The following is a 26,622-nucleotide window of genomic DNA, read 5'->3' on the forward strand; positions in this document are numbered from 1 at the left end:
CCGTCGTCGCTGTGATACCAGCCGCCACAACGGGGACGTGCAGATTGACCCTTTCCGGCCAGACCATGCCGCTTGAAGCGCGAAAATGCCAGTCATTGACCGGGCGCGTCAGGGTGCCCGGGGACAAATCGATCTCCCACCGGGCGCTGATTCTGGGGGCGCTGGCGGTCGGCGAAACCCGAATATCCGGCCTTCTCGAGGGCGAGGACGTTCTCAACACCGCCAAGGCGATGCAGGCGCTGGGAGCAAAGGTCGAACGGCGGGCCGATGATACCGGCGGGATCGCCTGGTCGGTGCGCGGCGTCGGCACCGGCGGATTCGCGACGCCGGAAGCTCCGCTCGATTTCGGCAATTCAGGCACCGGATGCCGCCTGGTGATGGGCGCGGTGGCCGGCTGCCCCATCCGCGCCGCCTTCGATGGCGATGGCTCGCTGCGCTCGCGGCCGATGCGCCGGATTCTCGATCCGCTGGAATTGATGGGCGCGCGGGTGATCTCGCAAAGCGACGGCGGCCGCCTGCCGCTGACGCTCGAAGGCGCGCGCGATCCGCTGCCGATCGTGTACCGCACGCCGGTGGCCTCGGCGCAGATCAAGTCGGCGGTGCTGCTCGCGGGACTGTCCGCACCGGGAGTCACCACCGTCATCGAGCGCGAAGCCAGCCGCGACCACACCGAGCTGATGCTGAAACATTTTGGCGCCGACGTCATCTCCGTGGCCGACGGCGCACACGGGCGCAAAATCTCGCTGACCGGACAGCCCGAACTGCACGGCGCAGCCGTCACGGTGCCGGCCGATCCGTCGTCGGCGGCGTTTCCGATCGTTGCCGCGCTGATCACGGAAGGCTCCGACATCGTGCTGAGCGACGTGATGACAAACCCGTTGCGAACCGGCCTGTTCGTGACGCTGCGTGAAATGGGCGCGTCGATCGAGGAGAGCGAAACACGCCGTGACGCCGGCGAGCCGATGGCGCAACTGCGCGTGCGCGCATCCAAGCTGCGCGGGATCGAAGTGCCGCCCGAACGCGCGCCCTCGATGATCGACGAATATCTGGTGCTCGCGGTCGCCGCGGCCTTTGCCGAAGGCACCACCGTGATGCGCGGCCTGCACGAATTGCGCGTCAAGGAATCCGATCGCCTCGAGGCCGCCGCAGCGATGCTGCGCGCGGGCGGCGTCGCAGTCGAGATCGCCGGCGACGACCTGATCGTCGAAGGCCGCGGCCATGTGCCCGGGGGCGGTCTCGTCACCACTCACATGGATCACCGCATCGCGATGTCGGCATTGGTGATGGGCTGCGCCTCGGACGCGCCGGTCAAGGTCGACGACATCGCCTTCATCGCCACGAGCTTCCCCGATTTCGTTCCGATGATGCAGCGGCTAGGAGCTGATTTCGCATGATTATCGCTATCGACGGACCCGCCGCTTCAGGAAAAGGCACTCTCGGCAAGCGCCTTGCCGCCCACTATCACTTTCGTCATCTCGACACCGGCGTGATCTATCGCGCGGTCGCCAAAGCCTTGCTCGACGCCGGTGCGGATCCTGCTGATGAAGAACGTGCGATCGCCGCCGCGCTTGAACTCGACCCGGAAAAATTCGGTCATCCGCTTCTCAAAACCCGACCGATCGGCGAGGCCGCGTCGGTCGTCTCGACATTTCCCAAGGTTCGCGAGGCGCTTCTGACCTTTCAGCGGCAGTTCGCATCCGAGCCGCCCGGCGCTGTGCTCGACGGCCGCGACATCGGAACCGTGATCTGCCCGCACGCCGACGTGAAGATTTTCGTCGAGGCCGATCCTGTCGTGCGGGCCCGGCGGCGCACGCTGGAGGCGCGGGCCCGGGGCGAGGAGGCTGATGAGGCGGTGGTTCTGGCTGATATCCTCAAGCGTGACGAACGCGACCGTAACCGGCCCGTTGCACCACTGAAAGCCGCCGCTGACGCTCATGTCCTGGATAACTCCCATCTCGACATCGAGGCTGGTTTGAAAGCCGCCATCGCGATCGTCGAGGCTGCGAGGCTCCGTCCAGACCGCGCATGATCGGCTCGGCAGGTCCGGGAGACTGACATGAATGCACGGTTCATGTGGCGTGCGCTGAAAGCACGGTGGCGGGATCAGCGCGCCGAGCTTTCCATCATCGGCGGCCATGTCAGGCCTGGCGATACCGTGTGCGACGTGGGCGCTCACAAGGGCAGCTATATTTACTGGCTATCACGGTGGGTTGGAAGCGCCGGACGAGTCTTCGCATTCGAGCCGCAGCCCTCCCTTGCAGCCTATCTGCGTCAGGTCGCGCCAAGGCATAACGTCGTCATTGAGCAGAAGGCGTTATGGTCCGGCAGCGGCGTACTCGGCCTCTCGATCCCGGCGATCAATTCGCCCGGCGCCTCGCTGGTCACGCACGCACCCGGCGGCACGCGGCTGCAAGTTCCCGTCGTCGCGCTCGACGACTATTTTCCGCGGGAACAGCACGTCTCGTTGATCAAGATCGACGCAGAGGGGGCGGAACTGGAGATTTTCCGAGGCGCCCGGCGTATCCTATCGGAGAAGCGGCCCTGGCTCGTTTTCGAATGTGAGACGAGGCACCTCGCGGAAACGACGGTCGAGGATGTCTTCCGGTTTCTCGATCGGCTGGGATATGACGGGTTCTTCTTCAAGCGAGGTTCGCTGCATCCTGTGTCCGCATTTGATCCGGCGATCCACCAGAGGCAGTCAGGTCCGCGATTCTGGGACCACCCGGACTACTGCAATAACTTCCTGTTCAAACCGCGCGGTTAAAAGCATTTTCGAGCGAAGTGGAAACCGGTTCGCGTGAAGAAAACGCGTCAAAACAATAATCCGGAGCTTCGTTTCTGATTCAATCAAGGGAGATCCGGGCGTGTTTTACAAAAGCCTTGTTCGCTTGCGGCTTTGACGGTATATCCACGGCGTCCGGACCATCGTCGAAGTGTCGAGGCTGTCCGAGCGGACCGGCCGGAGTTTCAAGCTCCCGCCGCCATTGGAGGAACGTCCCGCTCAGTCTCCATGTCGACCGTTCTGCGGTCGATCGCTTGTGAAAGACTCCGGGCCACACCATCGTTTCGAACGTCAAGGCTTGCTGCCGGCCCGTCATTGCATGTTCCGCACGACGGTCGTCAGGGCTGCGGACCCCTGACCCTTCCCGCGCGAAACGCACATCAACCCGAACTGCCGGTCGCCGCATTGGAGAACACATGGCTTCGACTGATACCCTCAATCCGTCCCGTGACGATTTCGCCGCGATGCTCGATGAGTCCTTCGCTGGCGGCAGCCTTCAGGAAAGCTCCGTTATCAAGGGCAAAGTGGTTGCGATCGAGAAGGACATGGCCGTCATCGATGTCGGCCTCAAGACCGAAGGCCGCGTGGCGCTGCGTGAATTCTCCGGACCCGGTCGCGAGAGCACGCTGAAGGTCGGCGACGAGGTTGAGGTGTTTCTTGATCGCATCGAGAACGCGCTCGGCGAAGCCGTGCTGTCGCGCGACAAGGCGCGCCGCGAGGAGAGTTGGGGCAAGCTCGAAAAGGCCTTCCAGAATAACGAGAAGGTGCACGGCGTTATCTTCAACCAGGTCAAGGGCGGCTTCACCGTCGATCTGGACGGCGCCGTCGCCTTCCTGCCACGCTCGCAGGTGGACATCCGTCCCATTCGCGACGTCGGTCCGCTGATGAACAACACCCAGCCGTTCCAGATCCTCAAGATGGATCGCCGGCGCGGCAACATCGTCGTCTCCCGCCGCACCGTGCTGGAGGAGACCCGCGCCGAACAGCGGCAGGAACTGGTGCAGAACCTCGAAGAAGGTCAGGTGATCGACGGCGTGGTCAAGAACATCACCGACTACGGTGCGTTCGTCGATCTCGGAGGCATCGACGGCCTGCTGCACGTCACCGACATCGCCTGGCGCCGCGTCAACCATCCGACCGAAGTGCTGGCGATCGGCCAGACCGTGAAGGTCAAGATCATCAAGATCAACCACGAGACCCACCGCATCTCGCTCGGCATGAAGCAACTCCTTGACGATCCGTGGCAGGGCATCGAGGCCAAGTATCCGCTGGGCGCCCGCTTCACCGGCCGCGTCACCAACATCACCGACTACGGCGCCTTCGTGGAGCTTGAGCCGGGCATCGAGGGCCTGATCCACGTCTCGGAAATGTCCTGGACCAAGAAGAACATGCATCCGGGCAAGATCGTCTCGACCTCGCAGGAAGTCGAGGTGCAGGTGCTGGAGGTCGACAGCGTCAAGCGCCGCATCTCGCTCGGCCTCAAGCAGACCATGCGCAATCCCTGGGAGGCGTTCATCGAGAAGCACCCGGTCGGCTCGACCGTGGAGGGCGAGGTCAAGAACAAGACCGAGTTCGGCCTGTTCCTGGGCCTGGAGGGCGATGTCGACGGCATGGTCCATCTCTCCGACCTCGACTGGAAGCAGCCGGGCGAGCAGGTCATCGACAACTTCAAGCGCGGCGACATGGTCAAGGCCGTCGTGCTCGACGTCGATGTCGAGAAAGAGCGCATCTCGCTCGGCGTCAAGCAGCTGGAGGGCGACCCCTTCGCCGAACCGGGCGACGTCAAGAAGGGCGCGGTCGTCACCTGCGAGGTGCTCGAGGTCAAGGACGGCGGCATCGAGGTGCAGATCGCCGGCACCGAGTTCCAGACCTTCATCAAGCGCTCGGAACTGGCGCGGGACCGCAACGACCAGCGCAGTGAGCGTTTCGCCGTCGGCGAGAAGGTCGATGCCCGCGTCATCCAGTTCGACAAGAAAGCCCGCAAGGTGCAGGTCTCGATCAAGGCGCTCGAAGTGGCCGAAGAAAAGGAAGCCATTGCGCAATATGGCTCTTCAGACTCCGGCGCGACGCTGGGCGACATCCTCGGCACCGCCCTGAAACAGCGCACCGACAACAAGTAAGCGCAGTAAAAAAAAGCCACGTCGCCTCAAGGGCCCCGGTCTCGCCGGGGCCTTTTCGTTTTTGCGGACCCGTGGCTGGTCGACCGGATTTCACGGGAACATAATGCTGCGTACCCCGTTACAGTTAGAACACAGGTGTCCTTGAAAAACAGGACAATTATGACCGCGTGCCCTCTGTGCTCTTTTCGGGCCAACGGCACAGGTCGTTGATCAGACACACCTTGCAGCGCGGCGATCGCGCAAGACAAGTGTAGCGTCCGTGCAGGATCAGCCAGTGATGCGCATGAAGCATGAATTGGTTTGGGATGACGCGCTCGAGCCCAAGCTCGACTTCGAGCGGCGTCTTGCCCGGCGCCATGCCGGTGCGGTTAGCAACGCGGAAAACGTGAGTGTCAACCGCCATGGTGCGCTCCCCGAAGGCCATGTTGAGCACGACATTGGCGGTCTTGCGTCCCGCGCCGGGCAACGATTCGATCCCCGCCCGGCTGTGCGGGACCTCGCCATCGAACTCCGCAAGCAGTTTTGCCGAGAGCGCGATGATGTTCCTCGCTTTGGTGCGATAGAGGCCCACGGTCTTGATATAGTCGCGGACCTTTTCCTCCCCGAGCGCCAGCATCCTCGCAGGCGTGTCGGCGACGGCGAACAAGGCGCGAGTGGCCTTGTTGACGCCGGCGTCGGTCGCCTGAGCCGACAGCACCACCGCCACCAGCAATGTGTAAGGGTTGAGGTGCTCGAGTTCACCCTTTGGCTCGGGATTGGCTCTGCGGAAACGAGCAAAGGCTTCGCAGACCTCGGCCGGTGTCCAGGGTGTGAGAGGTGGCGGGAGCGCCGGGGACCGACGCGTCGGCTTGGCCCGCTGCTTCGTCCCGGAAACCGGCCGCGTCTGGAGCGTCGCCGGCTTCCCGGTTTTCTTTTTCTTCGCCGCCCGGGGTCGGCCCAATTTCGCCGCAGCGGGTTTTTGCTGCCGAGAGTTCGTCGCAGGACCTTGCCGGGATGGTTTGTCAGTCCCGTCGCCAGCGGGCTTCGGCCTTGCAAAGGTGCGGCGGGTGTTTTTAGACATGATCATGGTATAGTGGATTTCCGATGACATTAGACCATAACCAGGGCGGTCCGAAGCTATCCGAACAGACGCTTTTCTCGGCGCTGCTGACGCCGCACCGTTCATTAAATCACGCCAGTTTCATGGTGCTGATGGCGGTATTGGCGCTGGCGAGTTTCGCCACCGGAATGGTCTTCCTGATGATGGGAGCCTGGCCGGTATTCGGCTTTCTCGGCCTCGATGTTCTCGCCATTTACTGGGCTTTCCGCATCAATTTCCAACGCGCGCTTGCGACCGAGGAAATTTCCATCACCCATTCCGAACTCAGGGTGCGCCGCACCAGTCACCGCGGCCACATCATCGAGTGGGTTTCGAATCCGCTGTGGGTGCATGTCGACCAGAGAGTCCACGAGGAGTACGGCATCGAGCGGCTTTATCTGGTGTCGCGCGGCCGCCGGATATCGATCGCGAATTTCCTTGGACCTGACGAGAAGCTGAGTTTCGTCAAAGCCTTGTCCTCTGCGCTCCAGCTCGCAAAGCGCGGGCCGATCTACAATCCGGTGACCTGAAGGCCGTGGGTAAATCGGGTGGCCGCGAGACACAGCCGTTCTACACCCTGGGTCATGATCACGCTCGCGAAACATCCTGTTCCGACGGATTCGTGCATCACGCCGCCGGCTTCGCCGGAGGCCGCGTTGCGCGACTACGACGTGGTCCGGCGAGCTATCGCCTTCATCTCGGAAAACTGGCGCTCGCAGCCCTCCATCGCAGCGATGGCTGACTCCGCCGGCGTGACGCCCGACGAACTGCATCTTCTGTTCCGGCGTTGGGCAGGCTTGACCCCGAAATTGTTCATGCAGGCGTTGACTCTTGACCACGCCAAGAGGCTTTTGCGCAAATCCGCGAGCGTGCTCGACGCAGCCCTCGATTCCGGCCTCTCGGGCCCGGGACGCCTCCATGACCTGTTCGTCACGCATGAAGCGATGTCCCCGGGTGAATGGAAGAATGGCGGTTTCGGCATGAAGCTCGCTTTCGGCTTTCATCCCTCACCCTTCGGCATCGCGATCGTGATCGCCAGCGACCGGGGCCTCGCAGGACTGGCTTTCGCCGACGTCGGCGAGGAGCGGGCCGCGCTCGCCGATATGAAGCGGCGGTGGCCTAATGCAATCTATGTTGAAAACACCGGTCGCACCGGTGCGCTCGCTCAACGCGTGTTCGACACGAGGCTGTGGCGAACAGATCAGCCGCTGCGCGTGATTCTGATCGGGACGGATTTCGAGGTTCGCGTCTGGCAGACTTTGCTCAGGATTCCCATAGGAAAAGTCACGACCTACTCAAGCATCGCTGCTGATGTCGATCGTCCGAACGCCTCGCGCGCCGTAGGCGCCGCCGTTGGCAAGAATCCGGTGTCATTCGTCGTGCCCTGCCACCGCGTGCTCGGCAAAAGTGGCGCACTGACGGGATATCACTGGGGAATCACCCGCAAGCAGGCGATGCTAGGGTGGGAAGCCGGGCAGATTGGCCTATAGAGTTTTCGAGCGGAAGCATGTTTTCGGGATTGACCGGGGGTGGATACCGGTTCGCGCAAAGACAACGCGTCAACTCGAAAAGCCAGAGCCTTCCACCGCTTCTGGAAGCGGCGAAAGACTCAAGAATGCAGTTTGTCAGGCCGCGAGATCAAGTTTTGAGGCCACCGTCGCATCGGGGTTGAGCCGATAGATCAAGGGCGCGCCGGTTGCAAGTTCACGCGCGAGAATCTGTTCCGGCGACAGTTTTTCCAGCACCATGACAAGCGCGCGCAGCGAGTTGCCGTGCGCCGCCACGAGCGTGGATTCGCCGCGGAGGACGCACGGCAGGATTTCCTGCATGAAGTACGGCAGTGCGCGCGCCAGCGTATCCTTCAGGCTCTCGCCGCCGGGCGGCGGCACGTCATACGACCGGCGCCAGATCTGAACCTGTTCGGCGCCCCATTTCTTGCGAGCCTCGTCCTTGTTGAGCCCCGACAGATCGCCATAGTCCCGTTCGTTCAGCGCCTGATCTTTCCTGACCGGAATTCCGGTCTGGCCCAACTCCTTGAGGACAAGATCAAGCGTATGCTGGGCACGGATCAACGTCGAGGTAAAGGCAATGTCGAAAACAAAGCCCTGCGCCTTCAGCTTGCGTCCTGCATCCTTCGCTTCACTCACGCCCAGCTCAGTCAGCTCCGGATCCTTCCAGCCTGTGAACAGGTTTTTCAGGTTCCATTCGCTCTGGCCGTGACGCACGAGCACCAGAAGACGTTCGCTCATTCGCCTGCTCCGTTTCGTAAGTTCTAAACGCCCAGCCCAAGCACGTCTGCCATTGAATAAAGCCCGGGCGGCTTGCCGCGCGCCCACGTCGCGGCCTTCAATGCACCATGGGCGAAGATCATTCGGTCTTCGGCGTGATGCGACAATGTTATACGCTCATACGGACCCGCGAAGATGACGCTGTGATCTCCGGACACGGAGCCGCCGCGGAGCGAGGCAAAACCAATGTCGCCCGCCCTGCGGGCGCCGGTAAGGCCATCCCGCCCGCGTACCGCGCGCTGGTCCAGCCTGACCTTGCGGCCCTCAGCCGCCGCCTGTCCCAGCATCAACGCGGTGCCCGAAGGCGCATCGATCTTGGCCCTGTGATGCATCTCGAGAATCTCAATATCGAAACTCTCGTCGAGTGATTGCGCCATCCGCTTCACCAGCGCGGCGAGCAGATTTACGCCGAGACTCATATTGCCCGACTGCACAACCACCGTGCGCGAGGTCACGCTCCGGATCACCGCCATATCCGACGCTGAAAGGCCGGTTGTACCGATGACATGGACCAGGCCCCGCTCGGCGGCGATGGCAACATTCGCGATGGTGGCGGCCGGAACCGTAAAGTCCAGGATACCGTCAGCATTCGCCGACAATGACCAGAGATCCGCGGACACTCCGATTCCGCTGGCGGGAAGGCCGGCCAGAATGCCGGCGTCCTTCCCGATCAGTTCGGATCCCGGCGCCTCAAGCGCGCCAGCCAGCACCGCGTTCTCGGTTTCCGCGATCGCGCGCACCAAAGCGCGGCCCATTCGGCCGCCTGCTCCTGCAACGATCAAACGCATGTCAGCCACGACCGAGTCCTTCAAATGCTCTGCGGGTATAGCGGGGGCCGCGTTTCGCGGCAACCGATCAGGTTCTGCATCAGCACAATGCCGCTCCCATCGAGTCCGATCTCACCGCATATTGCCGGCGACGGCGATCAACTGGCGTACCATCTTTTTAAGCGCATCGGCGTCCGCCGAACGCTTCAGCCGTTCCATGTCGTCGTAGGCGTCACCAGCGAACGACAGCGCGAGTTGACGAGGAATCACCATCGCCCCACAAGCCGTCAGTATGAGGCGCAACTGAGCCAGACATCGTGCGCCGCCAAACCGGCCAGCAGAGGCCGACGCGATCGCAAATGCGCGCTCATGGAAAACCTGTCCGCGTGCTTCATGCGGACTCTGTACGCATGATATCCAGTCGATCGCATTCTTGAGCAATGGCGGCAACGAGGCGTTGTATTCGGGCGTCACGATGAGGATCCCATCATGCGCTCCGATCGTCTGCTTGAGATTGATGGCGCTCGCGGGCACGCCGGAATTTGCCTGCAGATCGGCGTCGTAGATCGGCAGCGGGAAGTCGCCAAGCGAAATTCGGGTGACCTCGACATCGGCTCGAACGAATTCCTCAGCCACCACGGCGGCAAGCCTTGCATTCTGCGAGCCGGTGCGAAGCGAGCCGGGAATGATGAGGATTTTCGGTGCAAACAGACCTGTCGATCGCATTGCGGGAACACCAGCCGCTGGCGCCCTGAATCTGAAGGTCGCCTCATAGTGCGGCGTCCTCCGGAGCGGGTTTCAGATTCGAAAGGGCGCGAGCAAATTTATAATTTTAGAGCCTTGCCGCTTCTGACTGAATCAGAAGCGGGCTCTCAGATTTCGATTTGACGCGTTGTCTTCACGCGAACCGGCCCCCATTCGCTCGAAAAGACCATAGTCCCTCAGCGCTTGCGATACACCCAGACGCGGGCAGGAGGCAGGTTCATCCAGATCCGCTCCGACGCTTCGGTCGAAATACCCGGGAGAGATTTGGGGATGGGAGGAACGACCGAATAGGTGAACTGCACGAACGGGGCGCCGGGGGCGAGCGTCGCGAAGGCATCCCGTATCAGCTTGAGGCGGGTCAACATCGGCTTGGTGACAAGCGGCAGGCCGGATACGATCGCCGAGGCGCGAGCGCTCAGCACATTCCACAGCGAATCCCGTAACGTATAGGCATCGCCCTGCACAACCGTTGCCTGCGGGTAGCGGTCGCGAAGCAGCGCGCAAAAACCGGGATCGTATTCAACCAGAACCAGACGCTTCTGATCGACGCCGTGTTCGATCAGCGCGTTGGTAATCGCACCGGTTCCTGGTCCCAGTTCGATGACTGGATCGGTCGATCCGACGTCAACATACTGCGCCATCGTGCGTGCCAAAATACGTCCAGAGGGCATGACCGCACCCATATGGAGCGGCTTTTCAATCCACGAGCGGAGAAACCGTACCTCATCGTCAAGACGAAGGGGTTTCTTCGACGCACGCGCGGACAATTGCAAAGACATTTCGCACCCAGGTGGGTCACTGCTGGCAGGGAGACGGACTTAAAGTTATACACAGGTACAACCGAGAACCGACCCGGTCAAGCAAAACGGTTATTACGAGGCCGCGCGGGTGCCAAAGAAGTCCTTGACCTTAGTGAAGAAACCCGCCGCCTCGGGTTGAGTATCACCCGACGATAGCTTTTCGAACTCAGCCAAAAGATCCTGTTGCTTCTTGGTCAGATTTTGCGGCGTTTCAACCACGACCTGCACATACATGTCGCCGGTCTGGCGGGAACGCAGCACCGGCATGCCTTTTGTTGCAATGCGGAAACGACGGCCTGACTGGGTCCCCGACGGCACCTTCACTTTAGTCTTGCTCTTGTCGATTGTCGGAACCTCAAGTTCTCCGCCCAGCGCGGCAGTGACCATGGAAATCGGAACACGGCAATGCAGATCGGCCCCGTCGCGTTGGAAAAACTCATGCGGCGCCAGCGAGAGGAAAATATAGAGGTCGCCAGGCGGGCCGCCGCGAATTCCCGCCTCACCCTCTCCGGCCAGGCGAATGCGGGTGCCATCCTCGACGCCAGCCGGAATATTGACCGATAGCGAGCGTTCCCGGTTGACGCGACCCGACCCGCCGCAGGACGGACAGGGGTCCTCGATCATCTGGCCTCGCCCCTGACAGCCAGGACAGGTGCGTTCCAGCGTGAAGAAGCCCTGGGCTTGCCGAATCCGGCCAGCGCCGCCGCACATCGCGCAGTTCTTCGGCTTGGTCCCGGCCTTGGCGCCGGTGCCCGAGCAGGATTCACAGGTCACCGAAACCGGAATTTCGACCTGGGCCGTCTTGCCCTGAAAAGCCTCCTCAAGCGTGATTTCCATGTTGTATCGAAGATCACCGCCACGTTCGCGACCGCCGGTCCGACCGCGCTGCCCGGCCATTCCGAACAGGTCCTCGAAGATGTCAGAGAACGACGAAGCGAAGCCGGCTCCGAATCCGGCCGCACCGCCACCCATGCCACCATGCTCAAACGCAGCATGGCCAAAACGGTCGTAAGCCGCGCGCTTGTTGCCGTCCTTTAGAACTTCATAGGCCTCGTTGATTTCCTTGAAACGCATCTCGCTGGACGCGTCGCCCGGATTCCTGTCCGGGTGCCATTTCATCGCCAGCTTGCGGAAGGCCGCCTTGAGTTTGGTGTCGTCCGCGTTCCGATCGACCTCAAGGGTTTCGTAGTAACAGCGCTTGGTCGACATCAGTCCATTCCGCCCGAACGTCGCTTCATCCCGGAAGACAAGTAAGAGATTCGCTCGTCGCTGGATGTAGCGTCCCGCTTAAACAAGCTATGACCCCGCGCCCTCCGAGACGCGCTACGCACTCTTTGAGGGCCGGGGCCATGGTCATCCCTGCCGTTTAAGCAGACTTTTTGTTCTTGTCGTCGTCGACCTCGGTAAACTCCGCATCGACGACATTATCCTTCGCGGCGTCCTTGGCCGCATCGGCCTCCGCCTGCTGTTTGTACATGGCCTCGCCGAGTTTCATAGATACCTGCGCCAACGTGTTGGTCTTGGCCTTGATGGCTTCGGCATCGTCGCCCTTCAGCGCCTCCTTCAGATCGCTGACGGCATCCTCGATCGCGCGGCGTTCGCTTTCCTCGATCTTCGACCCATGTTCGGCGAGAGCTTTTTCGGTCGAGTGCACCAAGCCGTCGGCTTGATTCTTGGCCTCCACGGCCTCGCGGCGCTTCTTGTCCTCGGCGGCGTTGGTTTCCGCGTCCTTGACCATCTTCTCGATGTCGGCCTCCGACAACCCTCCCGAGGCCTGGATGCGAATCTGCTGTTCCTTGCCGGTCGCCTTGTCCTTCGCCGAGACGTTGACGATGCCGTTGGCGTCGATGTCGAACGTCACCTCGATCTGCGGCATCCCGCGCGGGGCCGGCGGAATGCCCATCAGATCGAACTGGCCGAGAACCTTGTTGTCGGCCGCCATCTCCCGCTCGCCTTGAAAGACGCGGATGGTGACGGCGTTCTGGTTGTCCTCGGCGGTCGAGAACACCTGGCTCTTCTTGGTCGGGATCGTGGTATTGCGATCGATGATGCGGGTGAACACTCCGCCCAGCGTCTCGATGCCCAGCGACAGCGGGGTGACGTCGAGCAGCAAGACGTCCTTGACATCGCCCTGCAACACACCGGCCTGGATCGCCGCGCCGATCGCAACAACCTCGTCCGGGTTGACGCCCTTGTGCGGCTCCTTGCCGAACAACTGCTTGACGACTTCCTGAACCTTCGGCATGCGCGTCATGCCACCGACCAGCACCACTTCGCCGATCTCACCTGCCGTCAAGCCGGCATCCTTCAGCGCCTTGCGGCACGGCTCGATCGTCTTCTGAACCAGATCATCGACCAGCGCCTCGAACTTGGCGCGCGTGAGCTTCATCGTCAGATGCTTCGGGCCGGATTGGTCGGCCGTGATGAATGGCAGATTGATTTCGGTCTGCGTGGTTGACGACAGTTCGATCTTCGCTTTCTCGGAGGCTTCCTTCAGCCGTTGCAAAGCGAGCTTGTCGTTACGCAGGTTGATGCCCTGCTCCTTCTGGAACTCGTCCGCGAGATAATTGACCAGGCGCATGTCGAAATCTTCGCCGCCAAGGAACGTATCGCCGTTGGTCGACTTCACCTCGAATACGCCGTCGCCGATCTCCAGGATCGACACGTCGAACGTGCCGCCGCCAAGATCATACACGGCGATGGTGCCGCTCTTCGCCTTGTCGAGACCATAGGCGAGCGCGGCCGCGGTCGGCTCGTTGATGATGCGCAGCACTTCGAGACCCGCGATCTTGCCGGCATCCTTAGTCGCCTGACGTTGCGCATCGTTGAAATAGGCAGGAACTGTAATGACAGCCTGATCGACCTTCTGACCGAGATGAGCCTCGGCGGTCTCCTTCATTTTCTGAAGCGTGAAGGCCGAAATCTGCGATGGCGAATAGGTCTTGCCGTCGACCTCGACCCAGGCGTCGCCGTTGCCGGCTTTCGAAATCTTGTAAGGGACAAGCTTCTTGTCCTTTTCGACCGTCGGGTCGTCGTAGCGCCGGCCGATCAAACGCTTGACGGCAAAAATGGTCCGCTCGGGATTGGTCACAGCCTGGCGCTTGGCCGGCTGCCCAACGAGACGCTCGCCATCATCGCTAAAGGCGACGATGGACGGCGTGGTCCGCATCCCTTCCGCGTTTTCAATGACTTTCGGCGTCTTGCCGTCCATTACCGCCACGCACGAATTCGTGGTGCCGAGGTCGATCCCAATGACCTTTCCCATGGTCCTCATATCCTTCTTGTTGCGGCAGTCCGGCCAGGCCCTGACGGCACCCTCCTCCAGACCCCCAGATATCAAATACTCGCGATATAGCGACGGTGAGCCTCATATAGGAGGGGGGGTGGGGGCTGCAAGGACCAGACCTCTCCCCGCCGGATGAAAACCCAATTCTTTTGCGTCCCCGGACAGCCAGGGGCAGTCTGAATAAGCAGATCATTAACCCAGCCGGACCCGCCGCCTTGCCCCATGATCAAGACAGGCGCGGGCGCCGCATCAAGGGCCGACGAGAGATTTGGCCCGTCTCCAACGATTCATGCGCTTGAGCCGGCAGTCAGATTTCATAGAATGCATCCTTTGAATCGCCTTCCAGAACCGCCGGCCTGACGATCATTGAACGGCCTCAATGCAAATCCAATAAATCCGCATGAGACATCTTCTGCACCTGTTGACCGCTCTTTACATATTGAGCGGCGCAAATCCGGCCCTCGCCGACGACGTGATCTATGCGCCGGGCAGTCGGATCGGGCTGGTTCCGCTGATAGGTCTGACCCCGGCAAAGACATTTCCGGGTTTTGAGACCGCGGATCATCGGGTCAAGGTCGTCGTCGCCGAACTCCCTGTCGCCGCCTTCAGAGACGTGGAAAACGTTGCCAAATCGAACGTGGCCGGCCATCGAGGCCCGAAGCCACAAGGCCTGGAGACCGCGAGCGGACAGGGCTATTTCATCGTCGAAACAGCCAAGAACGGCGACGACAATGTTCGGCGCTATTCAATGGTGATATCAGGCGGAACATTTTCCGGATACGTCGCAGCGCAGGTGCCAGAGAACGTCAGGAAAATCTATTCCGATGAGGCCGTGCAAAAGATGTTCGCAACCGTCGCCCTGCGCAAGGAAGTGCCGGTCGAGGAGCAACTCGGCCTGCTGCCATTCAAGCTGAGCGAATTGAGCTCCTTCAAATTGATTCGCACGCTGGCACCGGGAGCCGTCATCCTGCTTTCCGACGCAGTAACAGAAAAGGACATCGACAGCAGAGCCTTTATGATCATCAGCCCGATCGGTTCGGTCCCTGAACGACCCGACGATCGGAGCCGGTTTGCGCGGGATATCGCAGCCACGATCCCGAACCTGCGGGAGGGACATATCACCATGTCGGAGCCGATCCGGATCAACGGATCGCCCGGTTTTGAAACGCGGATCGACGGCACCAACACACGAACGAATAAGCCAGTGACGGTCGTGCAGTGGCTGGTGTTCGGCAGCGGAAAAACGGCAATGCGCCTGATCGGGAGCACGCCGCGGGATGGATGGTCTGAAGTTTTTCCGCGCTTCCGCGCGGTTCGTGACGGTATCCGGCCACGTTGAAACTTTTTCGCGCGGAAAGCCCGGAAATTTGATGGCACATGATCATGCGCTCGAAGCCCCTTTCCGCCGTCACTCTCCCATTTTTTGCAGCTTTCTGTCTGGAGACACTCCGACGCGCTTTTTCATGCGAACCGGTCATCCATTCCTCGGGTCAATCCCGAGGATATGCTTCGCGCGAAAACAATAATACAGAACGCGGGTGAGACCGCTGCCGGATGACCCGCTCGCGAGGCCTCACCGGCGTGAGCACGACCGCGTCAGCCGCGATCGTCCAGCACCCCCGCAAAGACGCGCCACCTTCATTCCGGCACGGCTGCCTTGGCTCCGCCCTTCGCAACACCCACCAGCGCCGGCCGCAGCACCCGCTCGCCGATCATGTAGCCGGCCTGAATGACCTGTGCGACCGTGCCAACGGGGATGGACGGATCGGGAACTTCGTACATTGCCTGATGGACGTTGGGATCGAACTTCTCGCCAGCGGGATCGAACTTTTTCACGCCGTGCTTTTCCAAAGCGTTGTGCAACGAGCGTTCGGTCAACTCCACGCCCTCGATCAAGGCTTTCAAGCCAGGATCGGCCGCTGCGCGCGCCTCGGCGGACACCGCATCGAGCGCGCGCTGCAAATTGTCGGCGATCTCCAGAACGTCGCGCGCGAAGCCCGAAATGCCGTACGTTCGCGCGTCCGATACTTCCCGCGCCGTGCGCCTGCGCAGATTTTCCATCTCCGCCAGCGTGCGCAAGGTCCGGTCTTTCGCCTCCGCAAGTTCTTTGCTCAGTACATCAAGCGTACCTTCCTCGGGATCGTCGGGCATGACGTACGGCTTGGATACCACCGGCTCGACCTCCGCAGCCGGATCGCCGGAATTGTCTGTTTTGCCGTCGGAATCGGTCATTACGCAGCCTTCTCGCAATTGTCTCGAATGAAACCGGATGGTCGTGCGGGATATCGTGCTTCAGACGTAAAAATCAAGCGGACCCTGCTCACCCCCCGAGCATCTGGCTGACAATGCGCGCCGCGTAATCCACCGTCGGAATGACGCGCGCGTAATTCAGCCGGGTCGGTCCGATCACTCCGAGAATACCGACGATATGGCCGGCGCCATCGCTGTAGGGTGCGATGATCGTCGAGGATCCGGACAGCGAGAACAGCTTGTTCTCCGAACCGATAAAGATCCGTACGCCGTCGGCACGTTCTGCGCGGCCAAGCAGATCGATCACGCCGCGCTTGGTTTCGAGGTCGTCGAACAGCAGCCGCACACGCTCGAGGTCCTCCATCGCATGCAAATCTCCGAGCAGGTTGGCATGGCCGCGCACGATCAATTGCCGATCGTCGCTGTCGCCGCCAGACCAGCTCGCAATTCCGGCCGCGATGATCTTTTGCGTGAGCTGATCGAGTTCTGCCTTGCTCTGCGTCAACGCGGTCTCAAGCTCGAGCCGTGCCTCGGCGAGCGTGCGCCCGCGAATTCGGGCATTCAGGAAGTTTGACGCCTCCGTCAGCACTGAGGCCGGAACGCCGGAGGGGAGCGTCAGCACGCGGTTTTCGACCTGCCCGTCTTCGGCGACCAGCACCACAAGCGCCTTGTCGGGCTCCAGTCTGACGAACTCGATGTGCTTCAGGCGCATATTGGATTTGGCCGTCAGAACCACAGCCGCCGCCCGGGTCAATCCGGACAACCGTGTCAACGCTTTATCCAGCGCGGCCTCGACCGACTGCGCCTTACCGACCGACGCGAGCTGGTTCTGGATCGACTGGCGCTCCGGCTCGGTGAGATCTCCAACCTGCATCAGAGCATCGACAAAAAACCGCAGGCCGAGTTCGGTCGGCAAGCGGCCGGCCGAAGTATGCGGTGCATAGATCAGCCCGAGCTGTTCAAGATCCGACATCACATTGCGGACCGACGCCGGCGAGAGCGGCAGCGCGATCAGGCGGGAAACGTTGCGGGAGCCCACAGGCTCGCCCGTTGCAAGATAGCTTTCGACGATCTGGCGGAAAATCTCGCGCGACCGCTCGTTCAACTGGGCAAGCCCGGCGTTCGGTGCAATCAAACCTATCGGATCGTGGTGGGCCAACGATATCATCTCCCGCGTATAATGACTGTCGTGCCTGAGACCGGACCTAATTTGTCTCTCCGGCGCACCAGTTACAAGCAGGCTTTGGGCAATCGCGGTTCTGACCCTTGCCGGTGCGGCTCCCCACCCCTAAAAGCACGGCACGATGATTTTCATGGAATAGCTGGAGGGTTCCCATGCGGCCTAGCCGTCGTGCACCGGATGAATTGCGCGCCGTGTCGCTGGAAAGAGGCGTGGTCAAATACGCCGAGGGCTCCTGCATGGTGAAATTCGGCGATACCCATGTGCTGGTCACCGCGACACTGGAGGAGCGGCTGCCGCCCTGGCTCAAGGGCCAGGGGCGGGGCTGGGTGACGGCCGAATACGGAATGCTGCCGCGCGCCACACTGGAGCGGACCCGGCGCGAGGCCTCCGCCGGCAAGCAGGGCGGCCGCACTGTCGAAATCCAGCGCCTGATCGGCCGCTCCTTGCGCGCCGCAATCGACCTCGAGGCACTCGGCGAGCGCCAGATCACAGTCGATTGCGACGTCATTCAGGCCGATGGCGGCACGCGCACCGCATCGATCACCGGCGCATGGGTCGCGTTGGCCGACTGCGTCAACTGGATGAAAGCCCGCGACATGCTCAAGGCCAGCGTGCTGAGAGGCAATGTCGCAGCGATCTCATGCGGTATCTACAATGGCACGCCTGTCCTCGATCTGGACTATGCGGAAGATTCGGAGGCCGACACCGATGCAAACTTCGTGATGACGGGCGAAGGACGCATCATCGAGGTCCAGGGAACCGCCGAGAAGGTACCTTTTTCCGATGACGAGTTTCTTGCGCTAATGGCGCTCGCAAAAAAAGGGGTCGCCCGGCTGGTGGATTTGCAGAAAATGGCGGTGGCGTGATTCGCCGTTCGCGCGCTCCGTTCGCAGGACTTTCGCAGGATCGGCCATGAACCGTCGGATCGCCGGCAAGCTCGTGATCGCCACCCACAATCCCGGCAAGCTTGTCGAGATGCGCGAGCTGCTTGCGCCGTATGGCGTCGAAGCGATCTCCGCAGGCGAGCTCGGTCTCAGCGAACCTGAGGAAACAGGCGAGGATTTCCGCGCCAATGCCCGGATCAAGGCTACCTCGGCGGCCCGAAGCGCAAAGCTTCCGGCCTTTGCCGATGATTCCGGCCTGGTCGTCGATGCGCTCGACGGCGCGCCGGGCATCCACTCCGCGCGATGGGCCGGCAAACCTGCGGATTTTTCCGCAGCGATGACGCGGATCGAGCGCCTGCTGCAGGAGCGCGGCGCGACCGGCGCGGACAAGCGCAAGGCTCATTTCGTTTCGGCGCTCTGCGTCGCGTGGCCGGACGGCCATCTCCAGGAAGTCGAAGGACGCGTGGACGGCACGCTGGTCTGGCCGCCGCGGGGCACGGCCGGTTTCGGTTATGATCCGGTGTTTCTGCCGGACGGGCACAGGCGCACCTTCGGCGAGATGGCCGGCATCGAGAAGCATGGGCTTCCGCCGCGCGGTCTCGGCCTGTCGCATCGCGCCCGCGCGTTCGTGAAACTGGCGGAGATTGCTCTTGAGCGGCGCTGATCCGGCCACTGCGTTCGGCGTTTACGTCCACTGGCCATTTTGCCTGTCGAAATGTCCGTATTGCGATTTCAACAGTCACGTGCGTCACGCGCCGATCGATGAAGAGCGCTTCGCGCGGGCTTTTGCGCGCGAGATCGAGACCACCGCGGCCCGCTCGCGCGGACGCACGGTGTCTTCGATTTTCCTCGGCGGCGGCACGCCATCCTTGATGCAGCCGCAGACCGTCGGCGCCATTCTCGACGCAATCGGAAAACATTGGGGCGTTGGCGGCGACGTCGAGGTCACGCTGGAAGCTAACCCGACCAGCGTCGAGGCCACCCGATTCCGCGGCTATCGCGCGGCGGGGGTCAATCGCGTTTCCCTCGGCGTGCAGGCGCTCGACGATCCCTCGCTCAAAGCGCTCGGCCGGCTGCACACCGCGCGCGAGGCGCTGGATGCGGTCGCGATCGCGCGCTCGGTCTTCGGTCGCTATTCCTTCGATCTGATTTATGCGCGCCCCGACCAGACGCCAGTCATGTGGGCCGAGGAACTGCAGCGCGCGATCTCGGAAGCGGTGGAGCATCTGTCGCTCTATCAGTTGACCATCGAGGAAGGTACGCCGTTTTTCGGCCTGCATACAGCAGGCAAACTGAAGACCCCCAATGAGGCGATCGCGCGCGCTTTGTATGACGTCACGCAGGAGATCTGCACGCGTCATGGCCTGCCCGCTTATGAGGTCTCGAATCATGCACGGCCGGGCGCGGAATGCCGGCATAACCTGGTTTACTGGCGCGGCGAGGAATATGCTGGCATCGGCCCCGGAGCGCACGGACGTCTCGACATCGACGGCATCAGGCACGCCATCGCCACCGAAAAGCGGCCTGAGGCTTGGCTGATGCGGGTCGAGGCGACCGGCGATGGCGTCGTTGCCGACGATCTGCTGAACAGCGAAGAGCGCGCCGACGAATTCCTGCTCATGGGACTGCGCTTGCGCGAGGGCATCGATCCGCAGCGCTACGCGGCGCTGTCGGGCCGCTCTCTTGATCCGCGCCGAATCGCAATCCTCCGCGACGAAGGTGCGATCACGATCAGCACCGATGGCCGCCTGCGCGTTACGCAGGACGGCTTCCCCGTCCTCGATGCCGTGGTGGCCGATCTCGCTGCATAGAGCATGATCCCGAAAAGTGGAAACCGGTTTTCGGGTAAGATCATGCTCAATCGAAAGTTAAGGCTATAGCGTCTTCGGGCGAAGTGGAAACCGGGTTCGCGTGAAGAAAACGCGTCAAACAACAACCCAGATCAGGCGCCAAAACTTTTTGGCGAACCTGCCGCCGGCTGGCCGCCGCCGGACGCGACTCGCATAACGGCGAGGCCCCGCTGGTTGGTGCCGTCGGAACGGAACCGAAACAGACCGTCGATGCCGGCGAAGCCAGACGCATTGGTCAGCGTCTCCGGCGCAAAGCGCTGCGCGCCCTGGGTGCGGGCGAGAGCCGCCACCAGCGCGACGGCGTCATAGGCAAGGGTAGCCGTACGCACCGGATCGCCGCCATATTTCGCACGGTAGCGACCTGCGAAGCTTCGGAAACCGGACGGATCAGGGGCGGCATAGAGAGCGCCCTGCAGCGCTGCGCTCGCGAATACGCGAGGATTGTCCCACAGCCCGGTGCCAAGAAGCTGGACCTTGCGCACATTCGCACCCGCCGCGGCGAGCGCGTCGACGACCGAAACCACCGCATCGCCGTCATCGGCGATCAGCAGGGCATCCGCCGAGCGGAGCGACTGCGCCACCTTCCGTGCCGCACTGGCGCGATCGGCGCCATATTTTTCGAATGCGACGATACGCCCGCCGCGATGGCCAACCGTTTGTTTGAAGGCAGCTTCGACGACATTGCCATAGGCATTTTCGGGTACCATAGCAGCGAAAGAGCGTTTTCCGGTGCTCGTGGCATATTCGACGATCCGGTTGACATCCGATTCAGGGAGAAAACTCAGAAGGTAGACGCCCCGGCCCGCAACGCTTGAATCGGTCGAGAACGCGATCACCGAGGTCCCGCGTGTCCGCGCCGCTTGAGCCACCGCCGGAACGGACATCGCGAAGAGCGGACCCAGAATAATTTCGGCTCCTTCATCAAGCGCTTGCTGCGCTCCCTGTTGCGCACCCTGCGCGGTGCCCGTTGCGTCCTTGACCAACAACTGGACGTTTGGATTCTGAAATTCCGACAGCGCCATTTCGGCCGCGTTCCGCATCGAACGCGCCGCAACGCTCGCATTGCCTGCGGCCGACAACGGAAGGATCAAACCGACCTTGACCTGACCCGTACCGATTGTAGCTGCCTGCTGCGGCGGACCGGCCTGTTCCGGCTGCGGAGAAGAACCGGGAGGACTGGAACTGTTGGTCAGCGCTTGCTGAATGCCTGAGCAGGCGCCAAGCAGGGGCGCGCCCATGACAAGACCCAGCGCGGCTCGGCGAGTCGCTCCCTGACGCTCAGGTTTCGGTTCGAGGGGGTCCTTCATCATTATCCTTGCAGTGCGCCCATTCCGACAGGTCCGAGCACAATCCCCGAGGAATCAGCCATATTGCCGATGCACCAGTTAACCAAAACAAATGGATCGTGTCCGCCCCGAATTTGGCTCCATACCCAACCTTGGGAGCCGCGGAACACCAAAAAGCACCGACGGAGCCGTTCGCCCAATCCCGGGGTTATCCGGCCTCCATACCATGATGCTTCTTGACACGCGCCGACGCACATTTTTCAAAAACACTATAGAATGTCGCAACATGCGCACAAAATCCGCCTTTTTGAAATCGGACATCGAAACTCACCGGACCCGAACCTTTTCCATAGCGGGTCACCAACTGGTTGCCCCGACGGCCGCGCCCGGTCTTTATTTGGTCGCCACGCCGATCGGTCATCTGGGAGACATCACCGTGCGGGCGCTTGAGACTCTCGCGGGCGTCGACATCATAGCCTGCGAAGACACCCGCATCACCCGCCGCCTCACCGAACGCTATGCGATCACGTGCGCGCTCAAGCCTTACCACGAACATAATGCCGCGACAGCGCGGCCGAAAATCCTGGCGCAGCTGGCGCAAGGCGCCTCGATCGCTCTGGTCTCCGATGCAGGCACACCGCTGATTTCCGATCCCGGTTTCAAACTGGTTCGTGAAGCGTGTGCTGCCGGTCATCGGGTGATCGCGCTTCCGGGGCCATCTTCAGTGCTGACGGCGCTGTCCGTGGCAGCGCTGCCGACGGACCGGTTCTTCTTCGAGGGATTTCTGCCGTCGAAAGAGGGCGCGCGCCGCACGCGCATTGCTGAACTCGCGAGGATCGACGCTACCCTTGTGCTGTTCGAATCCGGCAGTCGCATCCGCAGCGCCTTGCGCGATCTCGCAGCCGGCCTCGGAAATCGCGGCGTTGCGATCTGTCGTGAACTGACCAAGCTGCACGAGGATATCCGCCGCGCGTCCCTCGCGGAGTTCGCGGAAACCGCCGCAACACTGGAAACGCGGGGCGAATTCGTGCTGGTGGTCGGGCCGCCAACGGCGGATGCGGGCACAATGTCCTCCGACGACCTGGACGAACTGTTGCTAACATTGTTGAAGGAAGGCAGCGTCAAGGACAGTGTGGCTCGCGCGGTCGAAGTCTCGGGCCGTCCCCGACGTGAGGTCTATGCTCGCGCGCTCGTGCTCGCCCGACAGATGAGGAACAGTGACGACAATGGCAGCAGGTAAGCACCGCTCCGGAAACGGCCCGGAGGCAGCTGCGCCTGAGCGGATCGCGGCGTTTCGCACCGGTCTGTCAGCGGAAAGTCGCGCTGCGGCCTGTCTGATCGCCAAAGGCTACCGGATTCTGGCGCGTCGGTTTCGCACGCCTCATGGCGAGATCGATATCGTGGCCCGCCGGCGACAACTTCTCGCTTTCGTCGAAGTCAAGGCCCGTCGGAGCCTCGACGATGCCGCCTATGCAGTGACGCAGAGGCAGCAACGGCGGATCATCAACGCAGCTCAGGCCTGGCTGATGTCGCATCCCGAACATGCGACCTTCGAGTTCCGCTTTGACGCCATGCTGATTGCGCCCCGGCGTCTGCCGCGCCATCTGCCAAGCGCATTCGACGCCAGCACATAGCGTGAGGCACATTCAAGTGTCTTCAGCTGAAATCACCGGACCAGCAAGATGAAATTGAAAGTCGCCGTTCAGATGGACCCGATCGCGCGCATCAATGTCCGCGGCGATTCGACCTTCGCGCTCCTGCTGGAGGCCCAGCGACGCGGCCACGAAGTCGCGTACTACACGCCAGACAGGCTATCGCTTCGCGGCAAGGACGTGGTCGCGTCGGTCCAGCCGCTGACGGTTCGAGATCAGGAAGGCAATCATTTCACGCTCGGTGAAACAACGCGCGTCTACCTGGAATCCTTCGACGTCGTATTGTTGCGCCAGGACCCTCCGTTCGACCTCGCCTACATTACGACAACTCACTTGCTCGAGCGCATCCATCCGAAAACTCTGGTGGTCAACGATCCAGCGAACGTCCGCAATGCGCCGGAAAAGCTGTTCGTGATGGATTTCCCCGATCTGATGCCGCCGACATTGATCTCACGCGATCTCGACGAGATCAATTCGTTTCGTGCGGAGCACGGCGCGGTCGTGATGAAACCGCTGCATGGTCACGGCGGAGCCGCGGTCTTTCGGATAATGCCGCAAGACATGAATTTCGGATCGTTATTCGACATGTTCTCGGTGACGTTTCGCGAGCCGTGGGTCATCCAGCGCTTTTTGCCCGAGATCAAACAAGGCGACAAGCGCATCATTCTCGTCGAAGGCGAGTTCGCCGGCGCCGTCAATCGCGTACCTGCTGCGGACGACTTGCGCTCCAACATGGTGCGAGGCGGAGCCGCGCGGGCTACCGATCTGACGCCTCGCGAGAGCGATATCTGCAAGCGCATCGGTCCGGCGTTGCGCGAGCGCGGGCTGTTGTTTGTCGGCATCGACGTCATCGACGGTCTGCTCACCGAAATCAACGTCACCTCGCCTACCGGAATTCGGGCAATCGCCGCGTTCGGCGGTCCGGACATCGCCGCAAGAATCTGGGACCGGATCGAGGCGAAGCGTTCTTAACGCTGGAAAAAAGGAGAAATCCCCCGATGTATGTTCCCTTAATGTTCTTGTGCTCGGGAGGCGATTATGCACTTTGCAAACCCTACGCGATTCACTTAGGTTGATGGAACTTGATCCCTCAACCGGAGATTCTGATGAGCGTTTATTTGATCGCGTATGACTTGGTCGAAGAGAAGAAGAACGCACAAATAGATTATCAAAGACTGTGGGACGAACTTCGGCGGCTCGGCGCACACCGAACGCAGCTCTCGACGTGGTTGATCAACGTCACAAATACCCCGCAGGAACTAGTCGAACATTTTCGAGACTTTGTTGACCACAATGACCGCATATGGGTCACAAAAGTATTCCGTGGCGAGCGCTGGTTCGTCAACGCGATGGCGGGCACAAACAAATGGCTGGAAGCTAATCCTCCGGAGCCTCGTTAGGGCCGCCTAGAACGGGCGGAAATTGCCCGCTCCATTTTGGATTTGCGCCGGGTTTTCGCCGAGCGATCTTCTCTAACTTCTCATTGAAGCGATCTTCGTCGTTGTCCGTTTCGAGCTCGCGGGCGGCTTGTTTGAATTTTTCGATTTGAGTCTGCACTTTTGCCATGTCCACACCCCGTTATGATTACATCGCCTACATTGATGAGTCCGGCGACGACGGCCTTAAGGCGGTAAAACCGCTTCACTTTCCAGGTTCTAGCGAATGGCTAATGCTGTCTGCCGTAGTGGTTCGTGCCACCAACGAGTCCAAAGTCGCCGAATGGGTGACAGATATTCGTTCCGGCTTCCGTAGCAAGCAAGCAAAGGCATTACATTTCGCCGATCTGTCCCATCCCAATAAGGTCGCCGTCTGCAGGAAAATTTCAGAAATGGAACTTCGCTGTTTCGTGGTGGCTTCCAATAAGAAGAACATGGAAGGCTATACGAACCCTGATGCAGCGAAGATTCCATCGCAGTGCTGGTTTTATTGTTGGATGACTCGCGTTCTATTGGAGCGCGTTACACGGTTCGTCTTATATCGCTCTATGCTGGACTTTGGCGAACCTCGATATCTTCGCGTTGAGTACAGCGCGCGTGGTGGACTCCGATATGATCAGATGCACGCATACTATGAATGGCTTCGAATGAAGCGGAACAAGCCTTTTCTACCTTGGGGTAAATTGTGCTTCGAAGTGCTGCATATGAACTTACTTCGCGTCTATCCGCATTTGGAGCGGGAAGGGTTGCAGCTCGCCGACGTGGTAGCTGCATCGTTTTTCAAGGCTTGCGACAAATACGACACCAGCGGTTGCGCTCCCGAATACGCAAAACTGCTGCGCCCTCGCATGGCAAGGGAATCTGATAAGATATCTGGCTATGGAGTTAAGCTATTGCCCAGCTTCTCTAAAGCGAAGCTAGACTCGGATCAGGCGGAAATCTTCCGATACTACGGATACCCCACACAATGGTGGGACCCGGAGGCGTTTTCCGGATGATCAATAGCCCAGCTTCTAGTGGTGCCAAGCGTACCATCCAGCGCCGCGAGATAAATCTCGCGACCCCCCTTCCGGAGTCCCGCTATTTTATATATGATTCTGCAAGTTGAATCAATGTGTTACATAACTCATTGACCGCGAATCACTTTTCTCTCCGGGGGAACCCGAATTCTAGCTGCTCACCTCTTGCACTGATTCGCGCCGCCTTCCTCTCCCATCTACCGGGCCGCCGCGCTGTCAGTGACCCGATATGTTAGGCGCTTGCCTACCATTCCCCTTATGGCCTCGTCCGCCCTATCCTGATCGTCCACGCCCAGTGCAATGCGGTTGCTATACCGGAAGTCGAACTCTGCTAGATAACGGTGCAGATGCTTCTCCGAGCAGTGCTGATAGACACCCTTCATGCCGCGCTTGAAGATGCTGTAATAGCCCTCAACTGTATTGGTTGAGACGTTGCCGCGAACGTATTCCTCTTCTTTGTGGTTCACACTGTCGTGGCTGGCAAACTCTTTACCAACGCTGATGTAGTGGCGAGCCTCATCGGTCATCAGACTGCTTTCGCGGCGAATATTGGCTCGCACGATCGGCACAATATCCGCAACGCGCGTACCATCGACATGGAAGCTTCGGGCTATACCGCCCCGTTCCACGAGCGTTAGAACCACGTTTTTATGAGCCCAACCGCCTTTTTTATTCTTGGGCTGGCCGGCCAGACGGCCCGTGAAAGTTTCGTCCGCCTCGATGATTTTGCCTTCGCCGCCCATCGGCGCGAGCTTGCCATCGCGCATCGCTTCACGGATGCGGTGCGCCAAAAACCACGCCGACTTGTACTGAATTTCAAGAATGCGATGCAGTTGATGGGACGAAACACCCTTCTTGCTCGACACCATGAGGTGCACAGCCTGCAAGCACTTATGCAGGGGAATATGCGCCGACTCGAAAACCGTACCGACGCGCACCGTGAACTGTTTCCGGCAGCCGTAGCACTTCCAAAGACCCAGACGAGCCTTGCCGTTCTTGCCCCTCACGCCCTCCAGCCTACCCGCGCGATCAACCTCACCGCATTTCGGGCAAATAACCCCATTGCCCCACAGCAATTTCTCTAGATGGCGGAATGCGGCTGCTTCATCGTGGAAATACTTCTTGGAAAGAACGGACATATGACAAACCTAGTGTTTTCAGTAAGTAAGTTGATAC

At 60.9% G+C, this 26,622-nt stretch carries 27 protein-coding genes; 15 read left to right on the top strand and 12 right to left on the bottom strand.

Annotated elements, in window-relative coordinates:
- Nucleotides 1–65 precede the first annotated feature (65 nt).
- From aroA to rpsA, 4 genes are all read left to right on the top strand, one after another.
- Nucleotides 66–1,394: a 3-phosphoshikimate 1-carboxyvinyltransferase gene (aroA, locus tag NB311A_RS00930; protein WP_009796518.1), complete on the top strand. Its 1,329-nt coding sequence runs from the start codon at nt 66–68 to the stop codon at nt 1,392–1,394.
- Complete coding sequence (cmk, locus tag NB311A_RS00935; RefSeq protein WP_009796519.1) at nt 1,391–2,029, top strand: (d)CMP kinase; 639 nt, start codon at nt 1,391–1,393, stop codon at nt 2,027–2,029. Before aroA ends, cmk begins: the two co-directional genes overlap by 4 nt.
- Nucleotides 2,030–2,056: 27 nt before the next feature.
- Nucleotides 2,057–2,764 (top strand): FkbM family methyltransferase, encoded by a 708-nt coding sequence (locus NB311A_RS00940; protein ID WP_009796520.1) that lies wholly within the window; start codon nt 2,057–2,059, stop codon nt 2,762–2,764.
- 434 nt (nt 2,765–3,198) lie between these two features.
- Nucleotides 3,199–4,902 (top strand): 30S ribosomal protein S1, encoded by a 1,704-nt coding sequence (gene rpsA / locus NB311A_RS00945; RefSeq protein ID WP_009796521.1) that lies wholly within the window; start codon nt 3,199–3,201, stop codon nt 4,900–4,902.
- A 157-nt stretch (nt 4,903–5,059) separates the two neighbouring features.
- On the opposite strand, the gene nth is transcribed toward rpsA, so the two are convergent.
- Complete coding sequence (gene nth / locus NB311A_RS00950; protein WP_040673720.1) at nt 5,060–5,842, bottom strand: endonuclease III; 783 nt, start codon at nt 5,840–5,842, stop codon at nt 5,060–5,062.
- 143 nt (nt 5,843–5,985) lie between these two features.
- Here nth and NB311A_RS00955 point away from each other — a divergent pair, with 143 nt between their 5' ends.
- Both NB311A_RS00955 and NB311A_RS00960 read left to right on the top strand, forming a co-directional pair.
- Nucleotides 5,986–6,510, top strand: a complete 525-nt coding sequence (locus NB311A_RS00955) for a DUF2244 domain-containing protein (protein WP_009796523.1) — start codon at nt 5,986–5,988, stop codon at nt 6,508–6,510.
- A 54-nt stretch (nt 6,511–6,564) separates the two neighbouring features.
- The gene (locus NB311A_RS00960) at nt 6,565–7,470 is read left to right on the top strand and encodes a bifunctional helix-turn-helix domain-containing protein/methylated-DNA--[protein]-cysteine S-methyltransferase (RefSeq protein ID WP_009796524.1); all 906 of its coding nucleotides are present in this window, start codon (nt 6,565–6,567) and stop codon (nt 7,468–7,470) included.
- A gap of 135 nt (nt 7,471–7,605) precedes the next feature.
- Here the strand turns inward: NB311A_RS00960 and NB311A_RS00965 are convergent, their stop codons facing one another.
- From NB311A_RS00965 to dnaK, 6 genes are all read right to left on the bottom strand, one after another.
- Entirely contained in the window at nt 7,606–8,229 is a 624-nt protein-coding gene (locus tag NB311A_RS00965; protein ID WP_009796525.1) for a 2,3-bisphosphoglycerate-dependent phosphoglycerate mutase, read from the bottom strand.
- A 23-nt stretch (nt 8,230–8,252) separates the two neighbouring features.
- Complete coding sequence (gene dapB, locus NB311A_RS00970) at nt 8,253–9,065, bottom strand: 4-hydroxy-tetrahydrodipicolinate reductase (protein WP_040673721.1); 813 nt, start codon at nt 9,063–9,065, stop codon at nt 8,253–8,255.
- A 102-nt stretch (nt 9,066–9,167) separates the two neighbouring features.
- Nucleotides 9,168–9,746, bottom strand: a complete 579-nt coding sequence (locus NB311A_RS00975) for an NADPH-dependent FMN reductase (RefSeq protein ID WP_040673722.1) — start codon at nt 9,744–9,746, stop codon at nt 9,168–9,170.
- A 230-nt stretch (nt 9,747–9,976) separates the two neighbouring features.
- Nucleotides 9,977–10,579: a class I SAM-dependent methyltransferase gene (locus tag NB311A_RS00980; protein WP_040673667.1), complete on the bottom strand. Its 603-nt coding sequence runs from the start codon at nt 10,577–10,579 to the stop codon at nt 9,977–9,979.
- Nucleotides 10,580–10,672: 93 nt separating this feature from the next.
- The gene (gene dnaJ / locus NB311A_RS00985; protein ID WP_009796529.1) at nt 10,673–11,809 is read right to left on the bottom strand and encodes a molecular chaperone DnaJ; all 1,137 of its coding nucleotides are present in this window, start codon (nt 11,807–11,809) and stop codon (nt 10,673–10,675) included.
- A gap of 157 nt (nt 11,810–11,966) precedes the next feature.
- Nucleotides 11,967–13,865, bottom strand: a complete 1,899-nt coding sequence (gene dnaK / locus NB311A_RS00990) for a molecular chaperone DnaK (RefSeq protein ID WP_009796530.1) — start codon at nt 13,863–13,865, stop codon at nt 11,967–11,969.
- 421 nt (nt 13,866–14,286) lie between these two features.
- Between dnaK and NB311A_RS00995 the strand changes: the two genes are divergently transcribed.
- The gene (locus NB311A_RS00995) at nt 14,287–15,225 is read left to right on the top strand and encodes a hypothetical protein (protein WP_009796531.1); all 939 of its coding nucleotides are present in this window, start codon (nt 14,287–14,289) and stop codon (nt 15,223–15,225) included.
- 299 nt (nt 15,226–15,524) lie between these two features.
- On the opposite strand, the gene grpE is transcribed toward NB311A_RS00995, so the two are convergent.
- Nucleotides 15,525–16,118, bottom strand: a complete 594-nt coding sequence (grpE, locus tag NB311A_RS01000; protein ID WP_009796532.1) for a nucleotide exchange factor GrpE — start codon at nt 16,116–16,118, stop codon at nt 15,525–15,527.
- An 88-nt stretch (nt 16,119–16,206) separates the two neighbouring features.
- On the bottom strand, nt 16,207–17,295 hold the full coding sequence (hrcA, locus tag NB311A_RS01005) for a heat-inducible transcriptional repressor HrcA (RefSeq protein WP_040673723.1): 1,089 nt from the start codon (nt 17,293–17,295) through the stop codon (nt 16,207–16,209).
- Nucleotides 17,296–17,471: 176 nt separating this feature from the next.
- Between hrcA and rph the strand changes: the two genes are divergently transcribed.
- The 3 genes from rph to hemW are packed head-to-tail and all read left to right on the top strand — an operon-like array spanning nt 17,472 to nt 20,014.
- Nucleotides 17,472–18,185: a ribonuclease PH gene (rph, locus tag NB311A_RS01010; protein WP_009796534.1), complete on the top strand. Its 714-nt coding sequence runs from the start codon at nt 17,472–17,474 to the stop codon at nt 18,183–18,185.
- A 46-nt stretch (nt 18,186–18,231) separates the two neighbouring features.
- Entirely contained in the window at nt 18,232–18,867 is a 636-nt protein-coding gene (gene rdgB / locus NB311A_RS01015; protein WP_009796535.1) for an RdgB/HAM1 family non-canonical purine NTP pyrophosphatase, read from the top strand.
- Complete coding sequence (gene hemW / locus NB311A_RS01020; RefSeq protein WP_009796536.1) at nt 18,854–20,014, top strand: radical SAM family heme chaperone HemW; 1,161 nt, start codon at nt 18,854–18,856, stop codon at nt 20,012–20,014. Before rdgB ends, hemW begins: the two co-directional genes overlap by 14 nt.
- Nucleotides 20,015–20,145: 131 nt before the next feature.
- Here hemW and NB311A_RS01025 read toward each other — a convergent pair whose 3' ends face one another.
- Nucleotides 20,146–21,363, bottom strand: coding sequence for a penicillin-binding protein activator (locus NB311A_RS01025; RefSeq protein ID WP_009796537.1), 1,218 nt, complete (start codon nt 21,361–21,363; stop codon nt 20,146–20,148).
- A gap of 262 nt (nt 21,364–21,625) precedes the next feature.
- Between NB311A_RS01025 and rsmI the strand changes: the two genes are divergently transcribed.
- The 4 genes from rsmI (at nt 21,626) to NB311A_RS01045 (ending at nt 24,391) form a co-directional block, all read left to right on the top strand.
- Nucleotides 21,626–22,579 carry a 16S rRNA (cytidine(1402)-2'-O)-methyltransferase gene (gene rsmI / locus NB311A_RS01030; protein WP_040673668.1) on the top strand — a complete coding sequence of 318 codons (954 nt, stop codon included), beginning with the start codon at nt 21,626–21,628 and terminating at the stop codon, nt 22,577–22,579.
- Nucleotides 22,566–22,973, top strand: a complete 408-nt coding sequence (locus NB311A_RS01035) for a YraN family protein (protein WP_009796539.1) — start codon at nt 22,566–22,568, stop codon at nt 22,971–22,973. The genes rsmI and NB311A_RS01035 overlap by 14 nt, the downstream gene beginning before the upstream one ends.
- A gap of 48 nt (nt 22,974–23,021) precedes the next feature.
- Complete coding sequence (gshB, locus tag NB311A_RS01040; RefSeq protein ID WP_009796540.1) at nt 23,022–23,963, top strand: glutathione synthase; 942 nt, start codon at nt 23,022–23,024, stop codon at nt 23,961–23,963.
- A gap of 134 nt (nt 23,964–24,097) precedes the next feature.
- Nucleotides 24,098–24,391 carry a CRISPR-associated endoribonuclease Cas2 gene (locus NB311A_RS01045; RefSeq protein WP_040673669.1) on the top strand — a complete coding sequence of 98 codons (294 nt, stop codon included), beginning with the start codon at nt 24,098–24,100 and terminating at the stop codon, nt 24,389–24,391.
- Here NB311A_RS01045 and NB311A_RS01050 read toward each other — a convergent pair.
- Nucleotides 24,369–24,557: a hypothetical protein gene (locus NB311A_RS01050; RefSeq protein WP_009796542.1), complete on the bottom strand. Its 189-nt coding sequence runs from the start codon at nt 24,555–24,557 to the stop codon at nt 24,369–24,371. The two genes, NB311A_RS01045 and NB311A_RS01050, sit on opposite strands and share 23 nt — an antisense overlap.
- On the opposite strand from NB311A_RS01050, the gene NB311A_RS01055 reads away from it, so the two are divergent.
- Nucleotides 24,556–25,425 carry a DUF3800 domain-containing protein gene (locus NB311A_RS01055; RefSeq protein ID WP_009796543.1) on the top strand — a complete coding sequence of 290 codons (870 nt, stop codon included), beginning with the start codon at nt 24,556–24,558 and terminating at the stop codon, nt 25,423–25,425. The two genes, NB311A_RS01050 and NB311A_RS01055, sit on opposite strands and share 2 nt — an antisense overlap.
- Nucleotides 25,426–25,643: 218 nt before the next feature.
- On the opposite strand, the gene NB311A_RS01060 is transcribed toward NB311A_RS01055, so the two are convergent.
- Nucleotides 25,644–26,585 carry an IS1595-like element ISNisp2 family transposase gene (locus tag NB311A_RS01060; protein ID WP_009796544.1) on the bottom strand — a complete coding sequence of 314 codons (942 nt, stop codon included), beginning with the start codon at nt 26,583–26,585 and terminating at the stop codon, nt 25,644–25,646.
- Nucleotides 26,586–26,622 lie beyond the last annotated feature (37 nt).

Source organism: Nitrobacter sp. Nb-311A (assembly GCF_000152905.1).
Classification (GTDB): Bacteria; Pseudomonadota; Alphaproteobacteria; order Rhizobiales; family Xanthobacteraceae; genus Nitrobacter.

Coding starts and splice junctions, on each gene's coding strand:
- NB311A_RS01025 (WP_009796537.1), bottom strand. CDS start 21,363: ATGATGAAGGACCCCCTCGAACCGAAACCTGAGCGTCAGGGAGCGACT.
- NB311A_RS01060 (WP_009796544.1), bottom strand. CDS start 26,585: ATGTCCGTTCTTTCCAAGAAGTATTTCCACGATGAAGCAGCCGCATTC.
- rdgB (WP_009796535.1), top strand. CDS start 18,232: ATGAACCGTCGGATCGCCGGCAAGCTCGTGATCGCCACCCACAATCCC.
- aroA (WP_009796518.1), top strand. CDS start 66: ATGCCGCTTGAAGCGCGAAAATGCCAGTCATTGACCGGGCGCGTCAGG.
- rpsA (WP_009796521.1), top strand. CDS start 3,199: ATGGCTTCGACTGATACCCTCAATCCGTCCCGTGACGATTTCGCCGCG.
- rsmI (WP_040673668.1), top strand. CDS start 21,626: ATGCGCACAAAATCCGCCTTTTTGAAATCGGACATCGAAACTCACCGG.
- grpE (WP_009796532.1), bottom strand. CDS start 16,118: ATGACCGATTCCGACGGCAAAACAGACAATTCCGGCGATCCGGCTGCG.
- dnaK (WP_009796530.1), bottom strand. CDS start 13,865: ATGGGAAAGGTCATTGGGATCGACCTCGGCACCACGAATTCGTGCGTG.
- NB311A_RS01035 (WP_009796539.1), top strand. CDS start 22,566: ATGGCAGCAGGTAAGCACCGCTCCGGAAACGGCCCGGAGGCAGCTGCG.
- NB311A_RS00965 (WP_009796525.1), bottom strand. CDS start 8,229: ATGAGCGAACGTCTTCTGGTGCTCGTGCGTCACGGCCAGAGCGAATGG.
- dnaJ (WP_009796529.1), bottom strand. CDS start 11,809: ATGTCGACCAAGCGCTGTTACTACGAAACCCTTGAGGTCGATCGGAAC.
- NB311A_RS00960 (WP_009796524.1), top strand. CDS start 6,565: ATGATCACGCTCGCGAAACATCCTGTTCCGACGGATTCGTGCATCACG.
- NB311A_RS00940 (WP_009796520.1), top strand. CDS start 2,057: ATGAATGCACGGTTCATGTGGCGTGCGCTGAAAGCACGGTGGCGGGAT.
- NB311A_RS01050 (WP_009796542.1), bottom strand. CDS start 24,557: ATGGCAAAAGTGCAGACTCAAATCGAAAAATTCAAACAAGCCGCCCGC.
- NB311A_RS00980 (WP_040673667.1), bottom strand. CDS start 10,579: ATGTCTTTGCAATTGTCCGCGCGTGCGTCGAAGAAACCCCTTCGTCTT.
- NB311A_RS00995 (WP_009796531.1), top strand. CDS start 14,287: ATGAGACATCTTCTGCACCTGTTGACCGCTCTTTACATATTGAGCGGC.
- rph (WP_009796534.1), top strand. CDS start 17,472: ATGCGGCCTAGCCGTCGTGCACCGGATGAATTGCGCGCCGTGTCGCTG.
- cmk (WP_009796519.1), top strand. CDS start 1,391: ATGATTATCGCTATCGACGGACCCGCCGCTTCAGGAAAAGGCACTCTC.
- NB311A_RS01045 (WP_040673669.1), top strand. CDS start 24,098: ATGAGCGTTTATTTGATCGCGTATGACTTGGTCGAAGAGAAGAAGAAC.
- gshB (WP_009796540.1), top strand. CDS start 23,022: ATGAAATTGAAAGTCGCCGTTCAGATGGACCCGATCGCGCGCATCAAT.
- NB311A_RS00955 (WP_009796523.1), top strand. CDS start 5,986: ATGACATTAGACCATAACCAGGGCGGTCCGAAGCTATCCGAACAGACG.
- NB311A_RS01055 (WP_009796543.1), top strand. CDS start 24,556: ATGTCCACACCCCGTTATGATTACATCGCCTACATTGATGAGTCCGGC.